General features: G+C 58.3%; 26 protein-coding genes. 12 read left to right on the top strand and 14 right to left on the bottom strand.

Annotated elements, in window-relative coordinates; genetic code table 11:
* Positions 1 to 247 precede the first annotated feature (247 nt).
* The 5 genes from V6N02_RS19170 to V6N02_RS19150 form a co-directional block, all read right to left on the bottom strand.
* On the bottom strand, positions 248 to 1,027 hold the full coding sequence (locus V6N02_RS19170) for an SDR family oxidoreductase (protein ID WP_371228294.1): 780 nt from the start codon (positions 1,025 to 1,027) through the stop codon (positions 248 to 250).
* A gap of 13 nt (positions 1,028 to 1,040) precedes the next feature.
* On the bottom strand, positions 1,041 to 2,000 hold the full coding sequence (locus V6N02_RS19165) for a calcium/sodium antiporter (protein ID WP_371228522.1): 960 nt from the start codon (positions 1,998 to 2,000) through the stop codon (positions 1,041 to 1,043).
* 171 nt (positions 2,001 to 2,171) lie between these two features.
* Positions 2,172 to 2,969, bottom strand: coding sequence for a S49 family peptidase (locus V6N02_RS19160; RefSeq protein WP_371228292.1), 798 nt, complete (start codon positions 2,967 to 2,969; stop codon positions 2,172 to 2,174).
* A gap of 88 nt (positions 2,970 to 3,057) precedes the next feature.
* The gene (locus V6N02_RS19155) at positions 3,058 to 3,819 is read right to left on the bottom strand and encodes an ABC transporter permease (RefSeq protein WP_371228290.1); all 762 of its coding nucleotides are present in this window, start codon (positions 3,817 to 3,819) and stop codon (positions 3,058 to 3,060) included.
* Positions 3,816 to 4,745: an ABC transporter ATP-binding protein gene (locus V6N02_RS19150; protein ID WP_371228288.1), complete on the bottom strand. Its 930-nt coding sequence runs from the start codon at positions 4,743 to 4,745 to the stop codon at positions 3,816 to 3,818. The genes V6N02_RS19155 and V6N02_RS19150 overlap by 4 nt, the downstream gene beginning before the upstream one ends.
* Before the next feature lie 215 nt (positions 4,746 to 4,960).
* On the opposite strand from V6N02_RS19150, the gene V6N02_RS19145 reads away from it, so the two are divergent.
* Positions 4,961 to 5,659, top strand: coding sequence for an SGNH/GDSL hydrolase family protein (locus tag V6N02_RS19145; protein ID WP_371228286.1), 699 nt, complete (start codon positions 4,961 to 4,963; stop codon positions 5,657 to 5,659).
* A gap of 75 nt (positions 5,660 to 5,734) precedes the next feature.
* On the opposite strand, the gene V6N02_RS19140 is transcribed toward V6N02_RS19145, so the two are convergent.
* On the bottom strand, positions 5,735 to 6,253 hold the full coding sequence (locus V6N02_RS19140; protein ID WP_371228284.1) for an SRPBCC family protein: 519 nt from the start codon (positions 6,251 to 6,253) through the stop codon (positions 5,735 to 5,737).
* A gap of 133 nt (positions 6,254 to 6,386) precedes the next feature.
* Between V6N02_RS19140 and V6N02_RS19135 the strand changes: the two genes are divergently transcribed.
* The gene (locus V6N02_RS19135; RefSeq protein WP_371228282.1) at positions 6,387 to 7,373 is read left to right on the top strand and encodes a DMT family transporter; all 987 of its coding nucleotides are present in this window, start codon (positions 6,387 to 6,389) and stop codon (positions 7,371 to 7,373) included.
* Positions 7,374 to 7,379: 6 nt separating this feature from the next.
* Positions 7,380 to 8,465 carry a CaiB/BaiF CoA transferase family protein gene (locus V6N02_RS19130; RefSeq protein WP_371228280.1) on the top strand — a complete coding sequence of 362 codons (1,086 nt, stop codon included), beginning with the start codon at positions 7,380 to 7,382 and terminating at the stop codon, positions 8,463 to 8,465.
* Here the strand turns inward: V6N02_RS19130 and V6N02_RS19125 are convergent.
* Positions 8,462 to 9,151, bottom strand: coding sequence for a helix-turn-helix transcriptional regulator (locus V6N02_RS19125; protein ID WP_371228279.1), 690 nt, complete (start codon positions 9,149 to 9,151; stop codon positions 8,462 to 8,464). The two genes, V6N02_RS19130 and V6N02_RS19125, sit on opposite strands and share 4 nt — an antisense overlap.
* Before the next feature lie 76 nt (positions 9,152 to 9,227).
* Between V6N02_RS19125 and V6N02_RS19120 the strand changes: the two genes are divergently transcribed.
* From V6N02_RS19120 to V6N02_RS19110, 3 genes are read left to right on the top strand one after another with little or no spacing between them, the layout of a single operon-like run.
* Positions 9,228 to 9,680: a hypothetical protein gene (locus tag V6N02_RS19120; RefSeq protein WP_371228277.1), complete on the top strand. Its 453-nt coding sequence runs from the start codon at positions 9,228 to 9,230 to the stop codon at positions 9,678 to 9,680.
* A 12-nt stretch (positions 9,681 to 9,692) separates the two neighbouring features.
* Positions 9,693 to 9,875, top strand: coding sequence for a hypothetical protein (locus V6N02_RS19115; protein WP_371228275.1), 183 nt, complete (start codon positions 9,693 to 9,695; stop codon positions 9,873 to 9,875).
* Positions 9,868 to 10,314 (top strand): YqfO family protein, encoded by a 447-nt coding sequence (locus tag V6N02_RS19110; RefSeq protein ID WP_371228273.1) that lies wholly within the window; start codon positions 9,868 to 9,870, stop codon positions 10,312 to 10,314. Before V6N02_RS19115 ends, V6N02_RS19110 begins: the two co-directional genes overlap by 8 nt.
* On the opposite strand, the gene V6N02_RS19105 is transcribed toward V6N02_RS19110, so the two are convergent.
* On the bottom strand, positions 10,311 to 10,901 hold the full coding sequence (locus V6N02_RS19105; RefSeq protein ID WP_371228271.1) for an invasion associated locus B family protein: 591 nt from the start codon (positions 10,899 to 10,901) through the stop codon (positions 10,311 to 10,313). The two genes, V6N02_RS19110 and V6N02_RS19105, sit on opposite strands and share 4 nt — an antisense overlap.
* Before the next feature lie 118 nt (positions 10,902 to 11,019).
* Between V6N02_RS19105 and smpB the strand changes: the two genes are divergently transcribed.
* The 4 genes from smpB (at position 11,020) to V6N02_RS19085 (ending at position 14,051) form a co-directional block, all read left to right on the top strand.
* The gene (smpB, locus tag V6N02_RS19100; RefSeq protein ID WP_371228269.1) at positions 11,020 to 11,496 is read left to right on the top strand and encodes an SsrA-binding protein SmpB; all 477 of its coding nucleotides are present in this window, start codon (positions 11,020 to 11,022) and stop codon (positions 11,494 to 11,496) included.
* Between the two features lie 139 nt (positions 11,497 to 11,635).
* Entirely contained in the window at positions 11,636 to 11,911 is a 276-nt protein-coding gene (locus tag V6N02_RS19095; RefSeq protein ID WP_371228267.1) for a hypothetical protein, read from the top strand.
* 98 nt (positions 11,912 to 12,009) lie between these two features.
* Positions 12,010 to 12,867 (top strand): 3-mercaptopyruvate sulfurtransferase, encoded by an 858-nt coding sequence (gene sseA / locus V6N02_RS19090; protein ID WP_371228265.1) that lies wholly within the window; start codon positions 12,010 to 12,012, stop codon positions 12,865 to 12,867.
* Positions 12,867 to 14,051 carry an amino acid aminotransferase gene (locus tag V6N02_RS19085; RefSeq protein ID WP_371228263.1) on the top strand — a complete coding sequence of 395 codons (1,185 nt, stop codon included), beginning with the start codon at positions 12,867 to 12,869 and terminating at the stop codon, positions 14,049 to 14,051. The genes sseA and V6N02_RS19085 overlap by 1 nt, the downstream gene beginning before the upstream one ends.
* Here V6N02_RS19085 and V6N02_RS19080 read toward each other — a convergent pair.
* The 6 genes from V6N02_RS19080 to V6N02_RS19055 form a co-directional block, all read right to left on the bottom strand.
* On the bottom strand, positions 14,048 to 14,665 hold the full coding sequence (locus V6N02_RS19080) for a TetR/AcrR family transcriptional regulator (RefSeq protein ID WP_371228261.1): 618 nt from the start codon (positions 14,663 to 14,665) through the stop codon (positions 14,048 to 14,050). The two genes, V6N02_RS19085 and V6N02_RS19080, sit on opposite strands and share 4 nt — an antisense overlap.
* A 111-nt stretch (positions 14,666 to 14,776) precedes the next feature.
* Entirely contained in the window at positions 14,777 to 14,941 is a 165-nt protein-coding gene (locus V6N02_RS19075; protein ID WP_371228260.1) for a hypothetical protein, read from the bottom strand.
* Between the two features lie 166 nt (positions 14,942 to 15,107).
* On the bottom strand, positions 15,108 to 16,505 hold the full coding sequence (locus tag V6N02_RS19070) for a TRAP transporter large permease (RefSeq protein WP_371228258.1): 1,398 nt from the start codon (positions 16,503 to 16,505) through the stop codon (positions 15,108 to 15,110).
* Position 16,506: 1 nt separating this feature from the next.
* A complete protein-coding gene (locus V6N02_RS19065) occupies positions 16,507 to 17,136 on the bottom strand; it encodes a TRAP transporter small permease subunit (RefSeq protein WP_371228256.1) in 630 nt (209 codons plus the stop codon).
* A gap of 12 nt (positions 17,137 to 17,148) precedes the next feature.
* Entirely contained in the window at positions 17,149 to 18,165 is a 1,017-nt protein-coding gene (locus tag V6N02_RS19060; protein ID WP_371228254.1) for a C4-dicarboxylate TRAP transporter substrate-binding protein, read from the bottom strand.
* A gap of 101 nt (positions 18,166 to 18,266) precedes the next feature.
* Complete coding sequence (locus tag V6N02_RS19055; RefSeq protein WP_371228252.1) at positions 18,267 to 18,977, bottom strand: class I SAM-dependent methyltransferase; 711 nt, start codon at positions 18,975 to 18,977, stop codon at positions 18,267 to 18,269.
* A gap of 128 nt (positions 18,978 to 19,105) precedes the next feature.
* Between V6N02_RS19055 and V6N02_RS19050 the strand changes: the two genes are divergently transcribed.
* Positions 19,106 to 20,179 carry a glycosyltransferase 61 family protein gene (locus V6N02_RS19050; RefSeq protein ID WP_371228250.1) on the top strand — a complete coding sequence of 358 codons (1,074 nt, stop codon included), beginning with the start codon at positions 19,106 to 19,108 and terminating at the stop codon, positions 20,177 to 20,179.
* A gap of 73 nt (positions 20,180 to 20,252) precedes the next feature.
* On the top strand, positions 20,253 to 21,230 hold the full coding sequence (mbfA, locus tag V6N02_RS19045) for an iron exporter MbfA (RefSeq protein WP_371228248.1): 978 nt from the start codon (positions 20,253 to 20,255) through the stop codon (positions 21,228 to 21,230).
* Positions 21,231 to 21,327: the final 97 nt, after the last annotated feature.

Here is a 21,327-nt window from a genome sequence, read left to right as displayed (position 1 = left end):
GGGCAAGAGAAAACCTGTCCACGGAACATGTGGATAACTCTGCCTATAAGTTTCGCCGATCTGGAAATTACTGTTGTTTTTGGCCCATTTCCATGATCTGCCTAATTTTTAGGCACTTTTGTAAGCTACTGATTTTATGAGTGAAAAAACTTACCAAATGACAAAACACTGAAAACATTAGTATTTTTGTAACACTTTCGTGACGAACGGAAGCAGTAGTGCAAAAGTCAGGCTCAGACTCACCAATCTACTCGACACCCACCACGTCCGGCGTCTGCCAACCCAGATGCTGACCACCGTCAACACAAAGCAACTGACCGGTCACGGCAGGAGCTTTCAGCAGGTAATCGAGCGCCGCGATGATTCCCTCTGGATCAGCCCCGCGTTGCAGGATGGTCGCCTGCCGCTGGCGTCGAAACTGCTCGGCGCTCTGGGCCGGGCCCTGCAAGGTCGGCCCCGGCCCGATTCCATTCACCCGCACCCGAGGGGCAAGCCCCTGTGCCATCGTCTGTGTCATCATCCAGAGGGCGGATTTGGCGATCGTGTAACTCATGAATTCAGGGGTCAGCTTGCGCACGCGTTGGTCAATCATGTTGATGACCACACCCTGCGCCACCGGTTCGCCCTGAGCGTCGATTTTGGGCTCGGGCACTTGCGCCGCCAATGCCTGGGTCAGCACGAAGGGCGCGCGCAGGTTGCTTTCAAGATGCCGGTCCCAGCTTTCCCGCGTGGCCGTTTCCACCGTGTCATGTTCAAAGATAGACGCATTGTTGATCAGTGTCGTGATCGGCCCGCCCAGCCCCTCAACTGCTCTGGGAAACAGATTTTGCATCTGCGCCTCGTCCAGCAAGTCGGCCTCAAGCACCACGGCCTTGCGGCCCATCGCGGTGATCAGATCAGCCACCTCTTGCGCCTCATCTTCGGAACCAGCGAAATGCACGGCAACATCATGGCCCCGTTCCGCCAAGGCCAATGCCATCGCCCGGCCCAGCCGCCGTGCCGCCCCAGTTACCAGTGCGCGTGTCATCTATCGTCTCCGTTCAGGTCAGGACGATTACAACATAGATCAGATAAAGCGCCGTCAAGATAATCCCCCAACCGCGCCTGATGTCCTGCTTGAAAAAGACAAATGGGATTAAGAGCAGCGACGCCGCCAGCATCACCCAAAGATCGAAACGCAGGAATTCAGGATCGACCGGAATTGGCCCCACCAGCGTGGTGATCCCGATGATAGCCAGCAGGTTGAACATGTTCGACCCGATGACATTGCCCAAGGCCACATCGGCCTGTTTGCGTAGCGCGGCCATCACCGTAGTCGCCAATTCCGGCAAGGACGTACCCAGCGCCACCAAGGTCAGCCCGATCACCGCATCGCTGACCCCAAAGGCCTTGGCGATGATCGACGCGTTGTCCACCAACAGATCCGCCCCCAGGGGCAGGCCGATCAACCCAAGGCCAAGGAAGACATAGATCTGCCACCATGGCATGTCGGGGTCAGCGCCCTCGACCTCTTCGTCATCCTCGTCTTCAGCCTGTACGGCGACCGCCTTGCGGTGCCGATGCGCATCGCGAAACGCGTCAAACAGGACATAGCCAAGGGCCGCCAGCAGAACGATCCCGGCATACCAGTCAAAGACCCCTCGGAACGCCAAGGCGATAAACAGGAAGGTGGATGCGATCATGAACAGAAAGGTTTTCTGGCAACTGCACGAACTGGTGTGCAGCCCGGCCAGCAGCGCAGGCACCCCCAGAACCAGCAGGATATTGGCGGTATTTGATCCCACCACATTGCCCAGCGCCAGACCGGGTTTTTCATCCAGCACGGCGTTGATGGAAATCAACAGCTCGGGGGCCGAGGTGCCAAAGGCGACAATCGTCAGGCTGACAATCAGGGCCGGGATACCGACCCGCAGGCTGAGATTCACCGCCCCTTTGACCAATGCATCACCCGCCAGAAGCAGGATCAGCAGGCCCAGGCCCGACAAAAGCCAGGCCATGATCATGTGCGCGGACCTTTCTGACAGGAACAGGGGCCTTTACCGATCCGGTAGCGCCCGCATTTGGGACACTTGGCCGAGGCGAGGCGCTTTTGCCCCGGAAACCTCAGTTTCCCGAACATGCCCAACACGGCAATAAACACCAAAAAGAGAGCAACGATTTTTGCAATCACGTCAGAGCCCGAAACGCGCGTAATCCGCACGCTCCTCAACCGTAGCCACCGCATCGCGGGCCAGATCAGTGCTGAAACGGCTCAGCAACCCGCGCTTACGGCCATACCATTTCAGGCGTACTTTCTCGCCGTAAAGATCCTGCAGCTTGGGCACCAGATGTGCCTCACCATCCACCAGACCCAGCTCCACGGCGCGACGGCCCAACCAGAATTCACCGGTGAACAAGTCTGTCTTGTCCGTCAGCTTGTCTCCTCGGCGCGTCTTAACTTGTGTTACAAACTGCTCGTGGATTTGTTCCAGCAAAGACTTCAGCCGCGCGACATCCTCTTTTTTCTCGGGCAGGAACGGATCGAGCAGGCTTTTGGATTTCACCGACGTATGCACCCGGCGTTCAATCCCTTGCCGGGCCAAAAACACGGGCGCCCCGAAACCAGCCGAGATCACTCCGATCGAACCGACGATCGAGCCAGCGTCGACCCAGATGTCATCCGCCGCAGTGGCCAGCCAATACCCGCCCGAGGCGGCCACATCCTCGACAAAGGCATGCACGGGAATGGCATGCTCTTCAGCCAACCGGCGAATGCGCGCGCCAATCAGCGAGGATTGCACCGGCGATCCACCGGGTGAGTTGATCAGCAAGGCCACCGCGGCGGGTTTGCCACGCTTGAACGCCTTTTCGATCACCGGGCCCATGGCCTCGTCGTTCAGCTGAGAGCGGCTCGTCGCGCCAATCGACCCGGTCAGCCGGATGACGGCCACGCAGGGTTCAGATTTCAGGAAGGGGACAAGATGCTTCATGCAGGCCGATTTAGAGCCCCGGTGCCCCGCAAACAAGGTGGTGCCTACCCACAAACCACAATGTGGCTGAAAAGATACGCCGATCCGGTCAGGATTTGATCCGATATCCCGTCTTGAATACCCACCAGACGACGCCAAGGCACATCATCGTAAAGCCAAAGATCGCCAGCAGGCTCCACATCACGGGCACGTCCGCCACCCCGAAGAACGACCATCGGAAGCCCGAGATCAGATAGACCACCGGGTTGAACAAGGTCACCGTTTGCCATGCCGCTGGCAGCATCGAGATTGAATAGAACGCCCCGCCCAGGAATACCAAGGGGGTGATCACCAGAAGTGGAATCAATTGCAACTGCTGGAAATTCTCGGCCCAGATGCCGATGATAAACCCGAACAAGGCAAAGGACACGCAGGTGAGGATCAGGAAAGCGATCATCGCCCCGGGATGCAAAATCTCGATATCGACGAACAGTTTCGCGGTGACCAGGATTACCACCCCGATCAACAAGGCCTTGGTTGCCGCCGCCCCGACATAGCCCACCACCACTTCGAGAAAACTGACCGGGGCCGAGAGCAGCTCAAAGATCGTGCCGATGAATTTCGGGAAATAAATGCCGAAACTGGCATTGCTGATCGCCTGTGTCATCACGCTCAGCATGATCAGACCGGGCACGATAAACGCGCCGTAACTGACACCTTCGACCTGATCTATCCGGCTGCCAATCGCTGCACCAAACACAACGAAATACAGCGAAGTCGAAATGACCGGCGACAAAAGGCTCTCCATCAACGTGCGGAAAAACCTGTTCATTTCGTACATGTAGATGGCTTTGATCGCATAGAGGTTCATGCCGCATCCTCCTGCACCAAGCCGACAAAAATCTCTTCCAGGCTGGATTGACTGGTGTGCAGGTCGCGCAGTTGCAGCCCTTCTGCAGCCAGCGCCTGCAACAGTTTGGTAATGCCCGTGCCCTCGCCACGCGTATCGTAGTGATAAAGCAGCGCCGCGCCCTCATCGGCCAGTTCCAGATCATACTCTTTCAAGGCATCCGGCATCGTCTGCACGCGCTCGCGCAGGTCAATCTGCAAGGTCTTGCGCCCCATGCGCGCCATCAACGCCGCCTTATCCTCAACCAGCAGCAGGTCCCCCTTGGCAATCACACCAACGCGGTCGGCAATCGCCTCGGCCTCTTCGATGTAATGCGTGGTCAGGATGATCGTGACGCCGTCGGCCTTCAGCCCTTTGACGATGTCCCACATGTCGCGGCGCAGTTCGACATCCACCCCGGCGGTCGGCTCATCCAGAAACAGCACGCGGGGTTCGTGACACAGCGCCTTGGCGATCATCACGCGCCGCTTCATGCCGCCCGACAACTCGCGGGTGCGGGCCGTGCGCTTGTCCCACAAAGAGAGCTGCCGCAGGATTCGTTCGATAAGTGCATCATCACGTTTCTTGCCAAACACGCCCTGAGAAAACCGCAGCGTGTTGATGACGCGCTCAAACGGTTCCAGTGCGATCTCTTGCGGAACCAGACCGATCAGGATTCGCGCGGCACGATACGCGCTCACGATGTCATGCCCACCAACGCGTGCGCTGCCCGAAGAGGGCGTCGTGATGCCGCAAAGCGTTGAAATCAAAGTGGTCTTACCTGCCCCATTCGGGCCGAGAAGGGCCAGAATCTCACCTTCCTCGATGCTCAACGACACACCTTTGAGCGCCTCAAACCCGCCTTTGTAGGTTTTGCGCAGGTCATTCACATCCACAATCGGGGCCATGCTGCAGTTCCTCTGAGCCATTCTCGGGCACAGTAGGCGAAAGTTACCGGGGTGCAAATCTTCGAAAGCGCAGGGCGGAATGTGCGGAAGTGCGGAAACAGAGTGTTCAGCCCCGGCACCGCCATTCGTTGTCGATTTTTTAACAGTGGTTAGAGATACTACTCTGGGAACTTTGGGTAATCGGCAATGGTCGGTGGACACGAAGGATTGGGGAATTGACTATAAATCACCATTTTATCTGGGCTTTTTGCGCTCTCTTTGCCTTGGCCAGCTGCGGCGAGGCCGTTACCAGAAGTGATCAGGCACGCATCCTATTGGTCGGCGATTCGCTGATGGCGACCAATGGCGGCGTGGGCAAGGCGGTCTCGCACACTCTCGAGAATGAACTCGACGAACAAGTCATCGACCGCTCGGTCGTCGGCGCGCGGATGATCTATGCGCTGCCCATTTCCGGGGCTGCCGGGTTGAACATCACCAAGCAATATCGCCCCGGAAAATGGGATTGGGTGATCGTCAATGGTGGCGGCAATGATCTGTGGCTGGGCTGCGGGTGCAGTTTTTGTGACAACAAGATGGAGCGGCTGATTTCCGAGGACGGTCGCAAGGGCACGATCCCCGGTTTTGTCTCGCAACTGCGCCAGGATGGCGCCAAGGTTCTTTACGTCGGTTATCTGCGCTCACCCGGAGTCGGCTCTCCGATCGAATACTGCAAGGATGAGGGCGATGAGCTTGAACGCCGGATCGACAAGCTGGCCGATCTGGACAAGGGCGTCTACTTCCTGTCCCTTGCCGATCTGGTCCCGCATGGTGATCGAAGCTATCACGCGTTTGACATGATCCATCCGTCGTCCAAGGCCAGTGCCGAGATCGGAAAGCGAATCGCCGAGGTGATTGGGCGGACTTCCAATCGTTGATGTGTCCCCCGGGAAAACCGCCGGTTGATCTATGCGAAACTCTGCGCACCCCCAAAAGTGCTTGCGCGTTTTGCATTAACTGATCAATCGCTTTAACCACCCCTTCTTTTTCGTCTCTTCCGTATCGTCAGCCTCTGGCGCGTCGTCTTCCCCGGGGCCTTCAATCACTTCTTCCAGCCGGACAAAGAACTGATCGGCCATCTTCTTGGCGAACCCATCAACGATGCGGCTGCCCAACTGGGCCAGTTTGCCTCCGACCTTGGCCTCGACATCATAGGTCAGCCGGGTACCGTTTTCGCTGTCTTCCAGCCGCACATTGGCACTGCCCTTGGCAAAGCCGGCGGCCCCGCCCTTGCCAGACCCGGACAGGGTCAGGCTTTCATGTTCAACCATATCCGACAGCGTAACGTGGCCCTTGAAGGTCGCCTTCACGGGGCCAACCTTTTGCACGACGACCGCGTCAAAACCGTCTTCCGGTGTACCGGTCAGCTCTTGCGCGCCGGGCACACATTCTTTCAGAACCTCAGGATGCAACAGCGCCGCCCAAACGGTTGCCCGGTCCGCTTGAATATCCCGTTCGTCATGCATTTTCATCGGCGCGCCCTCCTCGTCCCATCACGGCTTGGTCAGACTACCGCAAGCCCCGCGCACCGCCAAGCAACCATGTCGGAAACAAGCGTGACCACCCGATTTCCCCATGCTAGGTCAATCTGGAAAGGACCCACCGATGACCACGCAGACCAAGCTGAACAACCCCGCGATGGGGATTGGTCTTATCCTGATTGCAATCGTGGGTATTTCGATCAACGACATGCTGATAAAGTTGCTGTCAGGCGGCTATCCGCTACACCAGATGGTGTTCATCCGCTCGAGTATTGGCATCTGTTTCAGCTTGCTCTTCGTGCAGCTTGAAGGCGGCTGGCATATCCTGAAAACCAAAACGCCGTTCCTGCATTTGCTGCGTGGTTTACTAATCGTCGTGGCAAACCTGTCGTTTTTTGCCGCTCTCGCCTCGCTGCCTCTGGCCGACACCACCGCGATCGCCTTTGTGGCCCCTTTGGTGATCACCCTGCTCAGCATTCCGATGCTGGGTGAAAAGGTCGGGCCGCTGCGCATCGGTGCAGTTCTGGTGGGATTTGTCGGCGTGATCATCGTCATCCAGCCCTGGCAAAGCAGCGAAGCGCGAGACGTGCCTTTCGTGATCTACCTTCTGCCGCTTTTGGCGGCGGTCACCTATGCGCTGAATTCCCTGTTAACCCGCCTGCTGGGCGTCGCTTCCAAGGCTTCGGCAATGGCGGTCTATATCCAGATGACCTTTATCGTGGTCAGCCTGTTGTTCTGGCTCGTCGCCGGTGATGGGCGCTATGCCGAAGGACTGGAGAATGAAAGCCTGATTTTCGTATTACGCGCCTGGGTCTGGCCGGAAGGATCGGACCTTTGGTACTTTCTGGCATTGGGCCTGAATTCGGCCATTGTCGGGTATACGCTGGCCGCCGCCTATCGCATGGCCGATGCCGCCACCATCGCGCCGTTTGAATATGTCGGCCTGCCTCTGGCCATCATGTGGGGATGGGTGATCTTTGGTGATCTTCCGGGGACTGTGGCCACCATCGGCATCGCACTGATCCTCGGGTCGGGCCTGTTCGTGTTCATACGCGAACAGCAAAAGAAGCGCCGCATCGCCAGTGACAGGCGCATCAACAGGCGGTACTAGAACAGCATGCTGAACGAGTTTCGCATCATCGAATTCGAGGGTATTGGCCCGGGTCCATTTGCGGCGATGATGCTGGCCGATCTGGGGGCCGAGGTGATCGTCATCCAGCGCCCCCAAAGCGCCAATCCCACGGTAGGCAATCATAACCTGCTGGATCGCGGCAAACGCGCGATTATCCTTGATCTCAAGGACAGCGCCGACCTGAGTGTGGCCATGGCCCTGATCAAATCCTCCGATGCCCTGATTGAAGGCAACCGCCCCGGGGTGATGGAACGTTTGGGTCTTGGGCCCAGGCCTTGCCTCAAGGCGAATCCCAAGCTGGTTTATGGCCGCATGACCGGGTGGGGGCAGGATGGCCCGCGCGCCGCGCAGGCGGGGCATGACTATAACTATATCGCCACCTCCGGTGCGCTCTGGTATGGGTCACAACCCGGACAGCCCCCGCAAACCCCGGCCACACTGGTGGGCGACATCGGGGGCGGCGCCTTATACTTGGTGGCAGGCATTCTGGCCGGGCTTCTGAACGCGCAAAAGACCGGTGAAGGCACTGTTGTGGACGCGGCTATCGTCGATGGATCGGCCCATATGATGGCGCTTTTGATGTCGATGGCGCCCAGTGGCAATCTGGCAAAACCCCGGGGGCAAAGCCTGCTCGATGGTCCGCATTGGAGCCGGGTCTATCAATGCGCTGACGGGCAGTACCTATCGGTCCAGTGCCTTGAGACAAAATTCTATGCCGAGTTTCTACGCATTCTTAACCTGAGCGATGATCCCCGCTTTGCCGCACAATATGATCCCGCCAAATGGACTGCCCAAACCTCGGAGCTTAAGCGACTGTTTGCCAGCCGGCCGTTGCAACACTGGGCTGATCTGTTTGACGGTAGTGACGCTTGCGTCGCCCCTGTTCTGGCCCCCGAGGATGCGGCAGGTGACCCGCATATGGCAGAGCGCGCCGTCTGGCATGACCGGCCGTTGCAACCCGCCCCCGCACCGCGCTTTGATGGTGAGGCACTCAAGCCAAACCCGATCCCCGAACGGGGCGCGGATGGGGATGCATTGCGGGCACAACTGCGCAGCAAGGGACTGCTTTAAGTGACCAGACCATCCTGCGTTCCGGCCTCGCGTTCCCACTCAAACCGCAAACGTCTGCAGCGATCAGGATATGTCTTGCCGGTTGGGGCATAGGCTGTGATCCGGTCAATCCGGAAATGACGAAAGCCCTTGCGCAACTCGCACCACGCGGCCAGCACCACGGCATCCACGTAATAGATCATTGCAAGCGGCAAGACCGTCCGGGAGCTTTGGCTGTCACTCAGGTCGGTGTACTCAATCGACAAGGCAGCACTGTCGCGGATGAACTGGCGCAGATCATCGGCGCGCGGGCCTTTGTCGGGAATGCCAGTCCAGTTTGAAACACGCAGCGGCACCTCGGGGGCCTTGGCCCCGGGAAGCACCGCCGCGATCTTGCCCGTGGCACTGCGTGCCGCTTGCTGCAGCCCGGCATCTCCCGTGCGTTGCAACAAGGCAGCACCGACAAACAGCGCTTCAACCTCTTCCGTTGTCAGCATCAGGGGCGGCAAATCAAACCCTGACCGCATCACATACCCGATCCCGGCCTCGCCTTCGATCGGCACCCGCATTCCCTGCAACGCCGCCATGTCGCGATACACCGTGCGCGGAGTCACCTCCAATGCCTCGGCAATCGCCTGCGCGGTGACGGGCGTCGGGGAAGCGCGCAGGATCTGAATGATCTCAAAAAGGCGAGTCGAACGGGTCATATGAGAAGCTTAGCACGACTACTGACAATATGTTGTCAGGAGGGTGATGTTAGACCACAGCCAAAGGAGACTGCCCATGCTTGAAACTTACAAAGCCGAGTCCGGCCATTTCGAACCCGTCTGGACATTGGAAATCCAGACCCTGCCCGAAGACACGGATCGCATTCTGGATGCGGTGATGAAAGTGCATCCGCTGGGCTATGGCCGGTATCATCGCAATGCCTCGATCTCGGCCACGGGCTGCGAGACGGCGCAACCGCAGGCGCATTCGACCACGACTGCCCACAAGGCCGGATACACGGCGGGTCAGACCGAAACCTACCCGATGGTCGAACTGAAGATTTCGATCGAGCGCGACCTGGGTGCGCTGGAACAGGTGATGGATGCGGTTCTACAAGTGCACCACTACGAGCAGCCCGTAATTTTCCTGCGCGAAGATTGGGCCAGCCGTGCCGCCTATAACCCGGACAACACCAACCCCAATCGCTGGTGGAACAATGGGCGTGGATTGCCCGATCAACTGGACTGAAGGAGATATGAGATGATCAAGTATTACTACCCGGACGGCAGCCATTGCTATCGCGCGCTGCACACCACCCATGCGGTCTATCAATCCGACGATGGCAAACTGATCGCGCGCACCATGCGCCCGGACAACAGTGAACTTTACGAGTTTGAAATCCTCGGTTTCGAGCTTTTGGAGCCGGGGGTGCGCTATGGGTGAGAGCATTCTGGCCACCGGATTCGACACGCGTCCGATTGAGATGCAGCCGATGTGGCAGATCGCATTTCAAGCCCCCGTCGAAGATGTCGACCGCATCTTTGACGCCGTGACCGGGGTGACGCCGCTGGTGCAGGGCAAGACCGACCGGAACGGCTATCGCGCGCCCGGCGGTCATGAATATTATCGCCCGCGCGAAGGCACACCCACCGGGGCCGAAGACCACACGCGCAAACGCCCCGGCGTGGATGAAATGCGGTTCTTCATCCCCCGCGACGAGGCCACGCTGCGCGGGATCATCGAGGCGATCTATGAGGTACATAGTTATTATGAACCGGTGATCACCGTGACGGATGTGCTGCGCAGCCTGTGTAAGGGTTTGGATGACAGCAAGAACCCGCATCGGTGGTGGAACAAGGACGGCGACTGGAAAACCGACTAAGGTAGGTTACGGGCGGCCCGCTGGGTGGCAAAGTCATCAAGCATTGTGGTGATGTCATCCAGTGGCCAGCTGAGTTTGGCAGGCTGCGCCCGGCCTTCTTCAATCTCAAGGTTGATCACCTTGCCCTTGGCCCAGGAATCCAGCAGCGCACGGGCAGGATCGCCAGAGATGCGACAGGTGCTGCCCGCGCAATGCGCGATATCGACCGGCCATGGTCCTGATGGCGTGATCACGGCAATCGAAGTGTCACGGAAGGTAAACCCGGGCTCGACGTCAAACCGGATATGCGGATCGGCCTGCCCATCCACACCCTCATGCATCACCACCTCAACCATCGCCGCGGCAAAATCGGGGCGCGGGCGATAGACATCGACATATTGGATGTAACAGCGGTGATCTGTGCCATCCATTGCAGTATCACAGGCTACATCCCAGAACCCATAGACCTTGTGATAGGTCGACAGCCGCCCCGGCAAGGTCTGACGCGGTTCAAGCCAGCTAAGTTGCCAACTTGCCAGTCCCGAGAGGGCCAGAAGCGGCAGAAGAGAGACGACGAAAGACCAACGCATACGATACTTTAACCGCATGCCCTCTCCTATGTTTTCACATTGGCGCGAGCGCAGAAGCGTGGTTGAACCGCCACCCTTGGTGAATATATCCCTAGGTCTTCTGGACAGGCCCGCGTTGGCCGCATAGGACACCCAAATGGCCAAACCGAAGGACAACCCGAACTACAAAGTGATCGCCGAGAACCGGCGTGCCCGGTACGACTATGCCATCGAGGATGACATCGAGTGCGGCATCATCCTGGAAGGGTCCGAGGTGAAATCCCTACGCCAGCACAGCGCCAATATCGCCGAAAGCTATGCAATGGTGGAAGACGGCGAGCTGTGGCTGGTGAATTCCTACATCGCCCCGTACGAGCAGGCGAAAACCTTTGGCCATGACGAAAAGCGCAAGCGCAAGCTGTTGGTGTCGCGCAAGGAACTATCGCGACTTTGGAATGACACGCAGCGCAAGGGCATGACCCTGGTTCCGCTGGTGCTGTATTTTAACCATCGCGGATTGGCCAAGATGAAACTGGGCATCGCCAAGGGTAAAAAGAACCACGACAAACGCGCCGTCGATGCCAAGCGGGATTGGAATCGTCAGAAGCAACGCCTGCTGCGCCACGGCGACTAAATCCGGGGATAACAGAAGCGTTTTTCCCCTTGGGTCATTCCTGTGCGCCTCTCTATTCTGTGACAATCCAGTTTGCTTGGGCTCTGCGCCGGATAACGCATGGTATTTTTGAGAGCCTGGTTTGTGGGGAGGAAATCTTATGGAACTCTTAATTGGTTTGTTGTCAGGCGCCGTGGGCGGGAACGTCGCTGGTGGTCTGTTGAAAAATCTGAATCTTGGCGTACTGGGGAACTCGATCGCCGGGATTATCGGCGGCGGCTTGGGAGGTCAGATTCTGGGGATGCTTGGCGCAGGCGGTGCTGCCGCGGGCGGAATGGATATCGCGGGCATTCTGGGTCAGGTCGCTTCCGGCGGTGTTGGCGGTGGCGTTGTCATGGCCGTGGTCGGCCTGATCAAGAACGCGATGGCCAAGTAAGCCGGACACATATGATCGGGCGCGCGATGGCGGTGCCCGGTCTTGCCTCTCTGACCCTCGGGATGTAGGCAAGGTGCACGCGAAAGACGGGGGATTGCATGTCAGAAGACGATCCGAAAACACTGGTCTCGACCACATGGCTGGCCGGGCACCTGAAAGACCCTGATCTGCGTGTTCTGGACGGCACCTGGTTCCTGCCTGCCATGGGCCGCGATGCCCGGGCGGAATATGATGCCAGGCATATTCCCGGTGCCCGTTTTTTCGATATTGACGAGATTTCCGATCACCGCTCGGCCCTGCCACATATGGCCCCGCCGGTGGAAAAATTCATGTCCCGGATGCGCGCGATGGGTGTGGGTGATGGCCATCAGGTGGTGGTTTATGACGCGATGGGCTTGTTTTCCGCGGCCCGCGTGTGGTGGCTGTTCCGCCTGATGGGGCAGGACAACATCGCGGTGCTGGATGGCGGCCTGCTCAAATGGCTGGCCGATGGGCACCCGACCGAGGACACGCCCCCCGTGATCCGCGACCGCCACATGACCGTGCGCAGACAGCCGCAGATGGTGAAGGATGTTACGCAAGTTTCGGCCGCCGCCAAACTGCGCGATCACGAGATTGTGGATGCCCGCGCCGCCGAACGGTATAGCGGAGATGCCCCCGAACCGCGCGAAGGCCTGCGCTCGGGGCATATTCCAGGGTCGCATAGCGTCCCGTTCACCACGCTGTTAAATGCCGATCAGACCATGAAGTCGCCCGATCAGTTGCGCGCGGCCTTCGAAGCCGCCAATGTTGATCTGAGCAAGCCAATGATCACCTCTTGCGGTTCGGGCGTAACCGCCGCCGTGCTGAACCTTGCCCTTGAGCGGATGGGGAAGACTGATCATGCGCTTTATGATGGGTCCTGGACCGAATGGGGTGCTTTCCCCACCCTGCCAATCGCCACCGGAGACAGCTGATGCTGACCAACCTGACTGACCAGCCTGCCGATAAAATCCTCGAATTGATGCAGATGTTCCGCGCCGACCCCCGGCCTGTGAAAATCGATCTTGGTGTAGGGGTGTACAAAAACGCCGAAGGGCACACGCCCGTGATGCGGGCCGTAAAGGCAGCCGAGAAGAAGCTTTGGGAAGAAGAAACCAGCAAATCTTACGTCGCGCTGGCTGGTGATCCGGCCTATCTCGATGCCATGCGCGAGCTGATTCTTGGCACCCATGTCGCGGCGGGTCACGTTGCGGCGGCCGCGACACCTGGTGGCACGGGGGCAATCCGGCAGGGTTTCGAACTGGTCAGGATGGCCAGCCCGGACGCCCGTGTGTTTGTCTCGGACCCGACATGGCCCAACCACCTCAGCATCCTTAAACATCTGGGCACCGAAACCGTCACCTACCGCTATTTCGATAGCGAAACAGGCGGTGTGAATTTCGAGGGCATGCTAGAGGATATCAAAGAGGCACGGCCCGGCGATGTCGTGCTCTTGCATGGTTGCTGCCACAACCCCACCGGAGCCAATCTGAACATGACGCAGTGGCAGGCCGTCGTCGACAGCCTGCTGGAAACCGGCGCAACCCCGATGATCGACATTGCTTATCAGGGTTTTGGCGACGGTCTGGAAGAAGACGCCGCGGGCACGCGCCTGGTGGCCAGATCCTGCCCCGAAGTTCTGATCGCGGCCAGTTGTTCCAAGAATTTCGGCATCTACCGCGAACGCACAGGCATCCTGATGGCAGTGCTGCAAGACAGCGGGCTGAAAGGCACTGTGCAGGGCAACCTTGCCCATCTGAACCGACAGAATTACTCCTTTCCGCCCGATCACGGCGCGCGACTGGTCAGCATGGTACTGAACGATGATGATCTGCGCGCTGATTGGATGGCCGAGCTGGAAGACGTGCGCCTTGGCATGCTGTCGCTGCGTGAAAGTCTGGCGCAGGAGTTGCAGCAGCTCACCGGCTCGGACCGTTTCGGCTTTATCGCCCAGCATCGCGGGATGTTCTCACGGCTTGGCCTGTCAAGCGCGACGGTCGATACCCTGCGCAAGGAAAACGGCATCTACATGGTCAGTGACAGCCGCATCAACGTGGCGGGACTTAATGCAGAAACCGTACCCCTGTTGGCAAAGGCGATTGTCAAGGCGGGCGGCTAGGTTCCGTAGCGGGCCATGAACATGTCAACGACACCGTTGACCACCCGTTCAACTTCGGCCTCGGTGAAGTCTTTTTCCAGTCCGCACAGACAGCGCACAAACAAATCGGATTTGCACAGTTCGCCAAATTGCGAGGTGGCCAGTTCCATATCGTCGATCTGCAGATCGCCTTTGGCCACATAGGGCGCGAGGATCCTTCCCAACCGTTCACGCAGCAGCGCGGGGCCGGATTTGTAAAACCGTGCGCCAAGTTCGGGAAAGCGATGGGATTCCGAGACGCAAATCCGAAACACCTGCTGCCCGAAATCGGATAGGAAGAACCTCACCACCCGATCGGCAGCCTCATGCAGCACATCGGCAACCGGTGCGCTTGCATCCACCTCTTTCAGGGCATCTTCGGCCTGACGGTTGCACTCCATTCGTGCGATTTCGGAGAACAGCAATCGTTTGTCTGGAAAATAGCTATAGAGCGTCGCCTTGGATACCTGTGCCTCGCGGGCGATGTCATCGACGCTAGCCCCTTCAAACCCGTCGCGCATGAAAACCGTTCGGGCTCCTTCGAGCACCTGATCGAATTTTCTGCCCTTTTTGATCTCAGCGACCAATGCGGTCATACATGTTTCTCCTGCTTGGCTTCACCAGTCTAGGCGGCTGGGGGCCTTGGTGACAAGAAGAACCACGCGGCACCCGGGCGCGGGAGGATCACCCGGATGCCGCCGGTGCTGTTACTTCAGCACGTCATTGCCGTCTTGCGTCACGGTCTCAGGGGCTGGGGCGGGAACGGTTTCAGGAAAGGTCAGTGGTGGAAACATGGTGCCCATATCCACACCCAACGCCAGGCTCGGGGCGGCAGCAAGAGACAACAGGATAGCGGTTACAAGCGGTTTCATCGGGTCACTCCATTTCTGAACTGTTTCGTTCACATTTACCAATCTAAACAGATCAGTTTAGTTTTCAAGTCCAAAAATGAACTAATTAGTTTACTTTTCCGAAACCCTGTATTGCGCCCGACGCATATCAACGCGGAGCTTTGAATTTATGAAGTTTTCTGAAAGGTCAGGCGAGGCTGGGCAGCCACAGAACGATGATCGGGAAAGCCACGAGCAGGGCAATCGTGATCGCATCAGCGACGAAAAACGGCATCACACCCTTGAACACATCCTGCACCGTAAGGTCATCGCGTACACCTGCCACGACAAAGCAATTCAGCCCGATAGGGGGTGTGATCAGACAAAACTCGGCCATCTTGACCACCAATATCCCGAACCAGATCGCACACATCTCGCCGGACATACCAAAGGCGCTGTCTGCGGCGCTGACGGTTTCGCCCCCGTTCAACGCCATCACCGCCGGGTATACCACTGGCAGGGTCAACAGCAGCATCCCGATGGCGTCCATGAACATCCCCAGCACCGCATAGGCCAGCAGGATGCACACAAGGATCAGCATCGGGGAAACGGTCAGCGATGTGATCCAATCCGAGAAGGCGGTCGGCAAGTCGGCAAAGCCGAGGAAGCGCACATAGATCAACACGCCCCAGATGATGGTGAAGATCATCACCGTCAGCTTGGCGGTTTCCAGCAGCGCATCTTTCAACTCGCCCCAGCGCATGCCGCGATAAAGCGCCATCAGGAACACGATGAAGGCGCCCACGGCGCCGCCCTCTGTCGGGGTGCCCCAGGCATCGCCAAACGGGTTGTAGACAAAGAAGATGATGATCACGACCACCGCCACGATGGGCAGCGCCGGCGGCAGCGACGCAAACCGTTCCCGCCAGGTAAAGCCCGTGACAGGCGGGCCAACAGACTTGAACACCACAGCGATGGAAATGATCAGAATGGCATAAACAATCGCTGAGAAGGCCCCAGGGATGAACCCGGCCAGCAACAGCTTGCCCACATCCTGTTCCACGATAATGGCATAGATCACAAGGATCGCCGAGGGCGGGATGAGTGAGGCGAGCGTGCCACCTGCCGCCACAACACCGGCCGCGAACTGCTTATTATACCCGATCTTCAGCATCTCCGGGATCGCAATGCGCGCAAACACCGCCGCTGTGGCGACCGACGCGCCGGAAACAGCGGCAAAGCCCGCGGTTGAGAACACCGTCGAAACGGCCAAACCGCCCGGCACCCAGGCCACCCATCGTTTTGCTGCCTCAAACAGCGCGCGGGTCAGCCCGGCGTAATAGGCCAGAAAACCGATCAGAATGAAGGTCGGGATCAGTGACAGCGCGTGGGCAGACACTTTTGAGTGCGGCACTTGCCCCGCCAGTTTCACACTAACTTCGACAGCGCGCCAGAACCGATCAGGATCATAATCAAACCCGTTCCAGCGTAGCCAGACAAGACCCACGAAACCCGCCATCCCAGCGGCGAACGCCACGCGCATGCCAAGGATCACCATGACAAGCATGCCGCCGGTGACGATCAGGCCAATGGTGGTAGGCTCCATACTAATCGTGCCCTTCCAGATGAGAGGCTTCAGCGCGGGCCTGTTCTTCGATTGTCATGTAAAGTGGTACGGCCGCCGGGGCCTCGATCCCCTTGATCAGCGCGCGGCCAAAGCCCCAGACTTGCAAGGACAGGCGTAAGGCCAGAACAGTGAACGCTACAGGCACGATCAGTTTCGAGGGCCAGACCGGCAGACCGATATCAATCGTGCTGTCCCGGCTCCAGAGCGGGCGGGACATATCAAAGCTGCGGTCGAAATGCGCCCATGATCCCCAGATCAGAAAGATCACGAAGATCAGGATCAATACGACCGAAAGCAGTTCCGCCGCCCAAAGGGCACGGCCCCGAAGCCGCCCAATCAGGATATCCATGCGGATATGACCGCCTTCGCGTTGCACAAAGGCAATGCCCATCACCGCCATCAACGGCAACAGTACCTCGATCCAATCCACATAGCCGGGTAAGGGTGCTTCAAAGAACTTGCGCCCGACGACCGAGCGCACAGCGAGGAACATCAGCGAAAACACGGCCAAGCCGCTGATCAGGGCCAGGACGCGCTCGGCGCGCATCAGGCCCTGATCAAGACGGCTGAGCAACGTGTTGTCGCTCAGAACAGTGGATCCCCCCGCCATGGGGTGCGCCCTTTAGTTCGACATCTTGGCATCTTTGAGGGTGGCTTGAACGAGGTCATAAAGTTCCTGACCGGGCAACCCTTGTGCGTTGATATCGGCGATCCAGGCTTCGCGGATCGGATCGGCAGCCTTGGCACGGAAAGCGTCCAGCTCGGACTCGGCGATCTCGACTTTCTCGACGCCTTTCTCGGCCAGAACGCCATCCCACTTCTCCAGCAGGGCAGCGTAATTTTCGAGATAATGGGCAATGGCCTCATCCACCGACTCATCCAATGCCGCGCGATGTTCATCGCTCAGGTCTTCGTAAGCGTCGATATTCACCACTACCGGGCAGTTCACCGTGCCGGGGTTCAGGTTCGCGGTCCACCAGTTGGCCTCATTGATGGTGCCAAAGCTGAGATGCGCATGCTGGGCGAAAGCCACCGTGTCGACCACGCCGGATTCCATCGCCTGGTAAGCCTCGGTTGCGGTCACGGATGTGGGCACGGCACCAACAGCCTCGAACGCTTTGCCAAGACCACCCGTGGCCCGCACACGCATGCCTTCGAACGCGCTTAGCGTATCACGCGCCTCACCAGTGCCGACTATGTTGTATTGCGGCATGGGCGAGGTCATCAACAGCTTCGCGTTCCACTGCGCCATTTCCTCGGCAACGGCCGGGTGGTCATAGACCGCGTGGCTTACAGCGACTTCCTGATCGAGGTTTTCAACACCAAGGAAGGGCAGTTCCAGTACCGTGATCAGACGGTTCTTATCGGGGTGATACCCGGCACAGAACTGGGCCATTTCAAACGCACCGATGGAAATCCCGTCGAGGTTCTCGCGGTTCTTCGACAAGCCGCCATAGCTGATGTTCAGGGTGAACTCGCCGCCGGTTTTCTGATCCACCAGTTCGGCCAGTTTTTCGACATGTTCGGTAAAGGCCCGGCGTTTGCCCCAAAGCGAGACATTCCATTCAGTGGCCAAAGCCTCACCAGCGAACGCAAGCGACAAGGTGGCGACGGTCGCGCCGCGCAGTACATTTTTCATAAGGATCCTCCCAAGAATCACGTTTTTGTTTTGTTATTGCTGAAAACTTAGCAGGTCTGCGCCGGGTTTCCAGCAGTCAGGTTAGGGCCTGAGCTGAACCCCTACTTGCCCCTCCGCGAATGGACCGGCGGCACGATCTTGGCCTTTTCAAGCACTGCAATCGAATCATGAATATGGATCGCCTTCACGTACCCCGCAGTCGAAGGCACCTGCGGCTGCTCATCGTGATACCATTTGTGCATATCGTCGATCATCCCACCGATGGTGCGGAAGAAGTTCATATTCTCCAGCGGCCCACCGCCGAATTCCGGCCAATAGGCCGTGTGCAGATCTTCGACAAGGTAGATGCCATCCTCGGCCAGAAGGGGGAACAGCGTATCAAGGCTTGTGCGGATATGATCCATCCGGTGGCTGCCATCATCGATGATCACATCGACGCCCCCCATTTCCTCGATCACCGCGCGCAGAAAGTCCGGATCATCCTGCGATCCGATCCGCACCTGGCCGTACTGACCATCAAACTGGGCGCAATTCGGGTCAATATCGATCCCGTAAATCGTTGCGTCCTCTCCGAAATAAGCGCGCCAAAGCTGGATTGACCCGCCTTTGGATACGCCGATCTCAAGCATCTTGAACGACTTGCCACGATAGCGGGACAGGTACTTGTCATAGATCGGGATGTAGTGGTGCCACTTATGCACGACCGCGCCTTTATTGTTCTTGAAAAGCGTGGCCAGCTTTCCGGAAAACCCGTATTTTTCCTTAATATCCTTGGCGACGTCGTCTCCCTTAAACCTGAAGCGTCCAATCATTTAAACTTCCTTACATCGCCGAGCTTGGGTATGATCTGCGCGAACTCTACCTTTATGGGGGCGCAACGCAAGCCTCCGGGACAGGCGAAACCGTCAGAATGAAAGACTTGGACCCAGCGGCCCCTCCATTGCCAGATCAAGGATGGTCGGGCGAGATCGCTGTTGAGCGAAACGCCACCATCATCCCCCCCACGACCAACGGGTTTCGTCAGGCAGCAGGCGTGTTGAATTCCGATGGCGAGCATTGTGATCAGGGGGCCACATGGCGCAACGGACAGGCCCTGACCCACGCCCCGCCCGTACCAGAAGCCACGCCAGACCAACTGCCGGGTCGGTGGATGTGGGCCGGCCTGCTGTTCAAACATTTCGGACATTTTCTTGTGGAAAGCAGCGCCCGGCTCTGGGCGCTGGATCAAATCGACGGCACGTTGGACGGGATCATTTATGTTCCCAAACGCAAGGGGCAAGGCACCCATCTGCGCGGGTATCAGCAACAGTATCTTGAGGCCTTCGGAATCGACATCCCCATCAAGGTCCTCTCGGGCCCCACCCGCGTCGATGAACTGATCATCCCCGGTCAGGGCTTTGGCCTTGGCCCCATCGCAGCTGGCACGCCCGCAATGCGCGCCGCATTTCACAAACGACTGGGTCAGAACATCGCACCAGAGGGGCCCGACAAACTGTTTGTGTCCCGCGCGGCCCTTGGCCTTGGCAGCGGCGGCATCTTTGGCGAAGACAGTTTCGCCGACTACCTGCGGGCCGAGGGGTACGAAGTTTTCTATCCCGAACAGCATGACATTTCGACCCAGATCGCGCGCTACAAAGCGGCCCAAAAAATCATCATCACGGATGGCTCCGCCGCACATTTCTATGCGCATCTTGGCCTCAAGAACCGGCAGATAGCATATCTTCTCCGGCGCTCTTACTGGACTGAAAGCATCATCACCCAGATCGAAAGTTTCTGTCAGACCAAACCTCTGATCCTCGACACGATCCGGCGTGAATGGGCGCCAAAGCCCGAACATCACAAGGCCTATCGTGGTGTTTCGTTCGCGCAGCATGACTTTGCCCGGCTGCAGCAGGTGCTGCTTGCCCATGGCTTTGTTCAGGATGCTGCTCCTTGGGCCGAGATCTCCAATGACACGATTGTCAAAACCCTGCATGCATTGGGCCTTAGTGATATCTGTGCGCTGAGCGAGTGAGGTTCCGGAAGCGGGGATTGAAGAATGCCTTCATTCTGCTAGATTAGAATCATTCTAATCTATGGATGCAAGAATGAACCTTGGATATCGCAACCGGCGTCGCTTTTCCGACCTCAGTGAACAGGACGTGCTGGCGCTGGCCATCTCGTCAGAAGAGGATGACGCGCGCATCTATCGCAGTTACGCCGAGAAACTACGCGTCGACTATCCCGACACAGCCCAAATGTTCGATGGCATGGCGGTTGAGGAAGACGAGCATCGCCAGGCGCTGATCGACCTGCATCGCGAACGGTTCGGCGATGTGATCCCGCTTATCCGGCGCGAGCATGTGGCCGGGTATTACGCCCGCCGTCCCATCTGGCTGATCGAAAATCTCGGGGTTGAACGGATGCGCGCCGAAGCCGAAGCAATGGAACGCGACGCTGCTGCGTTTTACCTTAGGGCGGCGCAAAACACGAAGGATGCCGCGACACGCAAGTTGCTGGGCACGCTGGCCGCAGCCGAGGCTGGGCACCAAACGCGTGCCGGGCAACTTGAAGCAGAGTATCTTGATGACGATGCCAAGGCCGCTGAAGAGCGCACCGCCAGACGCCAGTTTCTGCTGACATGGGTGCAGCCGGGTTTGGCGGGGTTGATGGATGGCTCGGTCAGCACCCTGGCCCCGATCTTTGCGGTCGCCTTCGCCACGCAAGACACCTGGACGACGTTCCTTGTGGGGCTCGCGGCTTCGGTCGGCGCGGGCATCTCGATGGGCTTTACCGAAGCGGCCAGTGATGACGGGCAGCTTTCGGGGCGTGGCAGCCCGATCAAACGCGGATTTGCCAGCGGGGTAATGACCACGTTGGGCGGTCTTGGCCACGCATTGCCCTATCTGATCACCGATTTCTGGACTGCCACGGTCATCGCCATCATCGTCGTGTTTTTTGAACTCTGGGCCATCGCATGGATTCAGAACAAGTATATGGAGACACCCTTCTTCCGGGCTGCCTTGCAAGTGGTACTGGGAGGGGCGTTGGTGCTGGCTGCCGGTATTCTTATCGGGTCCGGCTAAGCTGAGATTTTCGCGCGAAAAATCTGCGTGTCCGCAAACGGGGCGCAGAATCGCAAACCCATAGCGATTGACCTCTCCTCGCGCTCTGCTACCAAAG

The sequence above is a fragment of the Roseovarius conchicola genome (genome assembly GCF_041403425.1).
In the GTDB taxonomy this organism is placed as follows: domain Bacteria; phylum Pseudomonadota; class Alphaproteobacteria; order Rhodobacterales; family Rhodobacteraceae; genus Roseovarius; species Roseovarius conchicola.
Note: the sequence above shows the minus strand (reverse complement) of the source record. Positions and strands in the feature narration are given on the sequence as shown.

Bases quoted from the DNA above. Each gene is read 5' to 3' on its own strand.
- V6N02_RS19170 (WP_371228294.1), bottom strand. From the start codon at position 1,027: ATGACACGCGCACTGGTAACTGGGGCGGCACGGCGGCTGGGCCGGGCG.
- V6N02_RS19160 (WP_371228292.1), bottom strand. From the start codon at position 2,969: ATGAAGCATCTTGTCCCCTTCCTGAAATCTGAACCCTGCGTGGCCGTC.
- V6N02_RS19155 (WP_371228290.1), bottom strand. From the start codon at position 3,819: ATGAACCTCTATGCGATCAAAGCCATCTACATGTACGAAATGAACAGG.
- V6N02_RS19150 (WP_371228288.1), bottom strand. From the start codon at position 4,745: ATGGCCCCGATTGTGGATGTGAATGACCTGCGCAAAACCTACAAAGGC.
- V6N02_RS19140 (WP_371228284.1), bottom strand. From the start codon at position 6,253: ATGAAAATGCATGACGAACGGGATATTCAAGCGGACCGGGCAACCGTT.
- V6N02_RS19135 (WP_371228282.1), top strand. From the start codon at position 6,387: ATGACCACGCAGACCAAGCTGAACAACCCCGCGATGGGGATTGGTCTT.
- V6N02_RS19130 (WP_371228280.1), top strand. From the start codon at position 7,380: ATGCTGAACGAGTTTCGCATCATCGAATTCGAGGGTATTGGCCCGGGT.
- V6N02_RS19125 (WP_371228279.1), bottom strand. From the start codon at position 9,151: ATGACCCGTTCGACTCGCCTTTTTGAGATCATTCAGATCCTGCGCGCT.
- V6N02_RS19120 (WP_371228277.1), top strand. From the start codon at position 9,228: ATGCTTGAAACTTACAAAGCCGAGTCCGGCCATTTCGAACCCGTCTGG.
- V6N02_RS19115 (WP_371228275.1), top strand. From the start codon at position 9,693: ATGATCAAGTATTACTACCCGGACGGCAGCCATTGCTATCGCGCGCTG.
- V6N02_RS19110 (WP_371228273.1), top strand. From the start codon at position 9,868: ATGGGTGAGAGCATTCTGGCCACCGGATTCGACACGCGTCCGATTGAG.
- V6N02_RS19105 (WP_371228271.1), bottom strand. From the start codon at position 10,901: ATGCGGTTAAAGTATCGTATGCGTTGGTCTTTCGTCGTCTCTCTTCTG.
- smpB (WP_371228269.1), top strand. From the start codon at position 11,020: ATGGCCAAACCGAAGGACAACCCGAACTACAAAGTGATCGCCGAGAAC.
- V6N02_RS19095 (WP_371228267.1), top strand. From the start codon at position 11,636: ATGGAACTCTTAATTGGTTTGTTGTCAGGCGCCGTGGGCGGGAACGTC.
- sseA (WP_371228265.1), top strand. From the start codon at position 12,010: ATGTCAGAAGACGATCCGAAAACACTGGTCTCGACCACATGGCTGGCC.
- V6N02_RS19085 (WP_371228263.1), top strand. From the start codon at position 12,867: ATGCTGACCAACCTGACTGACCAGCCTGCCGATAAAATCCTCGAATTG.
- V6N02_RS19080 (WP_371228261.1), bottom strand. From the start codon at position 14,665: ATGACCGCATTGGTCGCTGAGATCAAAAAGGGCAGAAAATTCGATCAG.
- V6N02_RS19075 (WP_371228260.1), bottom strand. From the start codon at position 14,941: ATGAAACCGCTTGTAACCGCTATCCTGTTGTCTCTTGCTGCCGCCCCG.
- V6N02_RS19070 (WP_371228258.1), bottom strand. From the start codon at position 16,505: ATGGAGCCTACCACCATTGGCCTGATCGTCACCGGCGGCATGCTTGTC.
- V6N02_RS19065 (WP_371228256.1), bottom strand. From the start codon at position 17,136: ATGGCGGGGGGATCCACTGTTCTGAGCGACAACACGTTGCTCAGCCGT.
- V6N02_RS19060 (WP_371228254.1), bottom strand. From the start codon at position 18,165: ATGAAAAATGTACTGCGCGGCGCGACCGTCGCCACCTTGTCGCTTGCG.
- V6N02_RS19055 (WP_371228252.1), bottom strand. From the start codon at position 18,977: ATGATTGGACGCTTCAGGTTTAAGGGAGACGACGTCGCCAAGGATATT.
- mbfA (WP_371228248.1), top strand. From the start codon at position 20,253: ATGAACCTTGGATATCGCAACCGGCGTCGCTTTTCCGACCTCAGTGAA.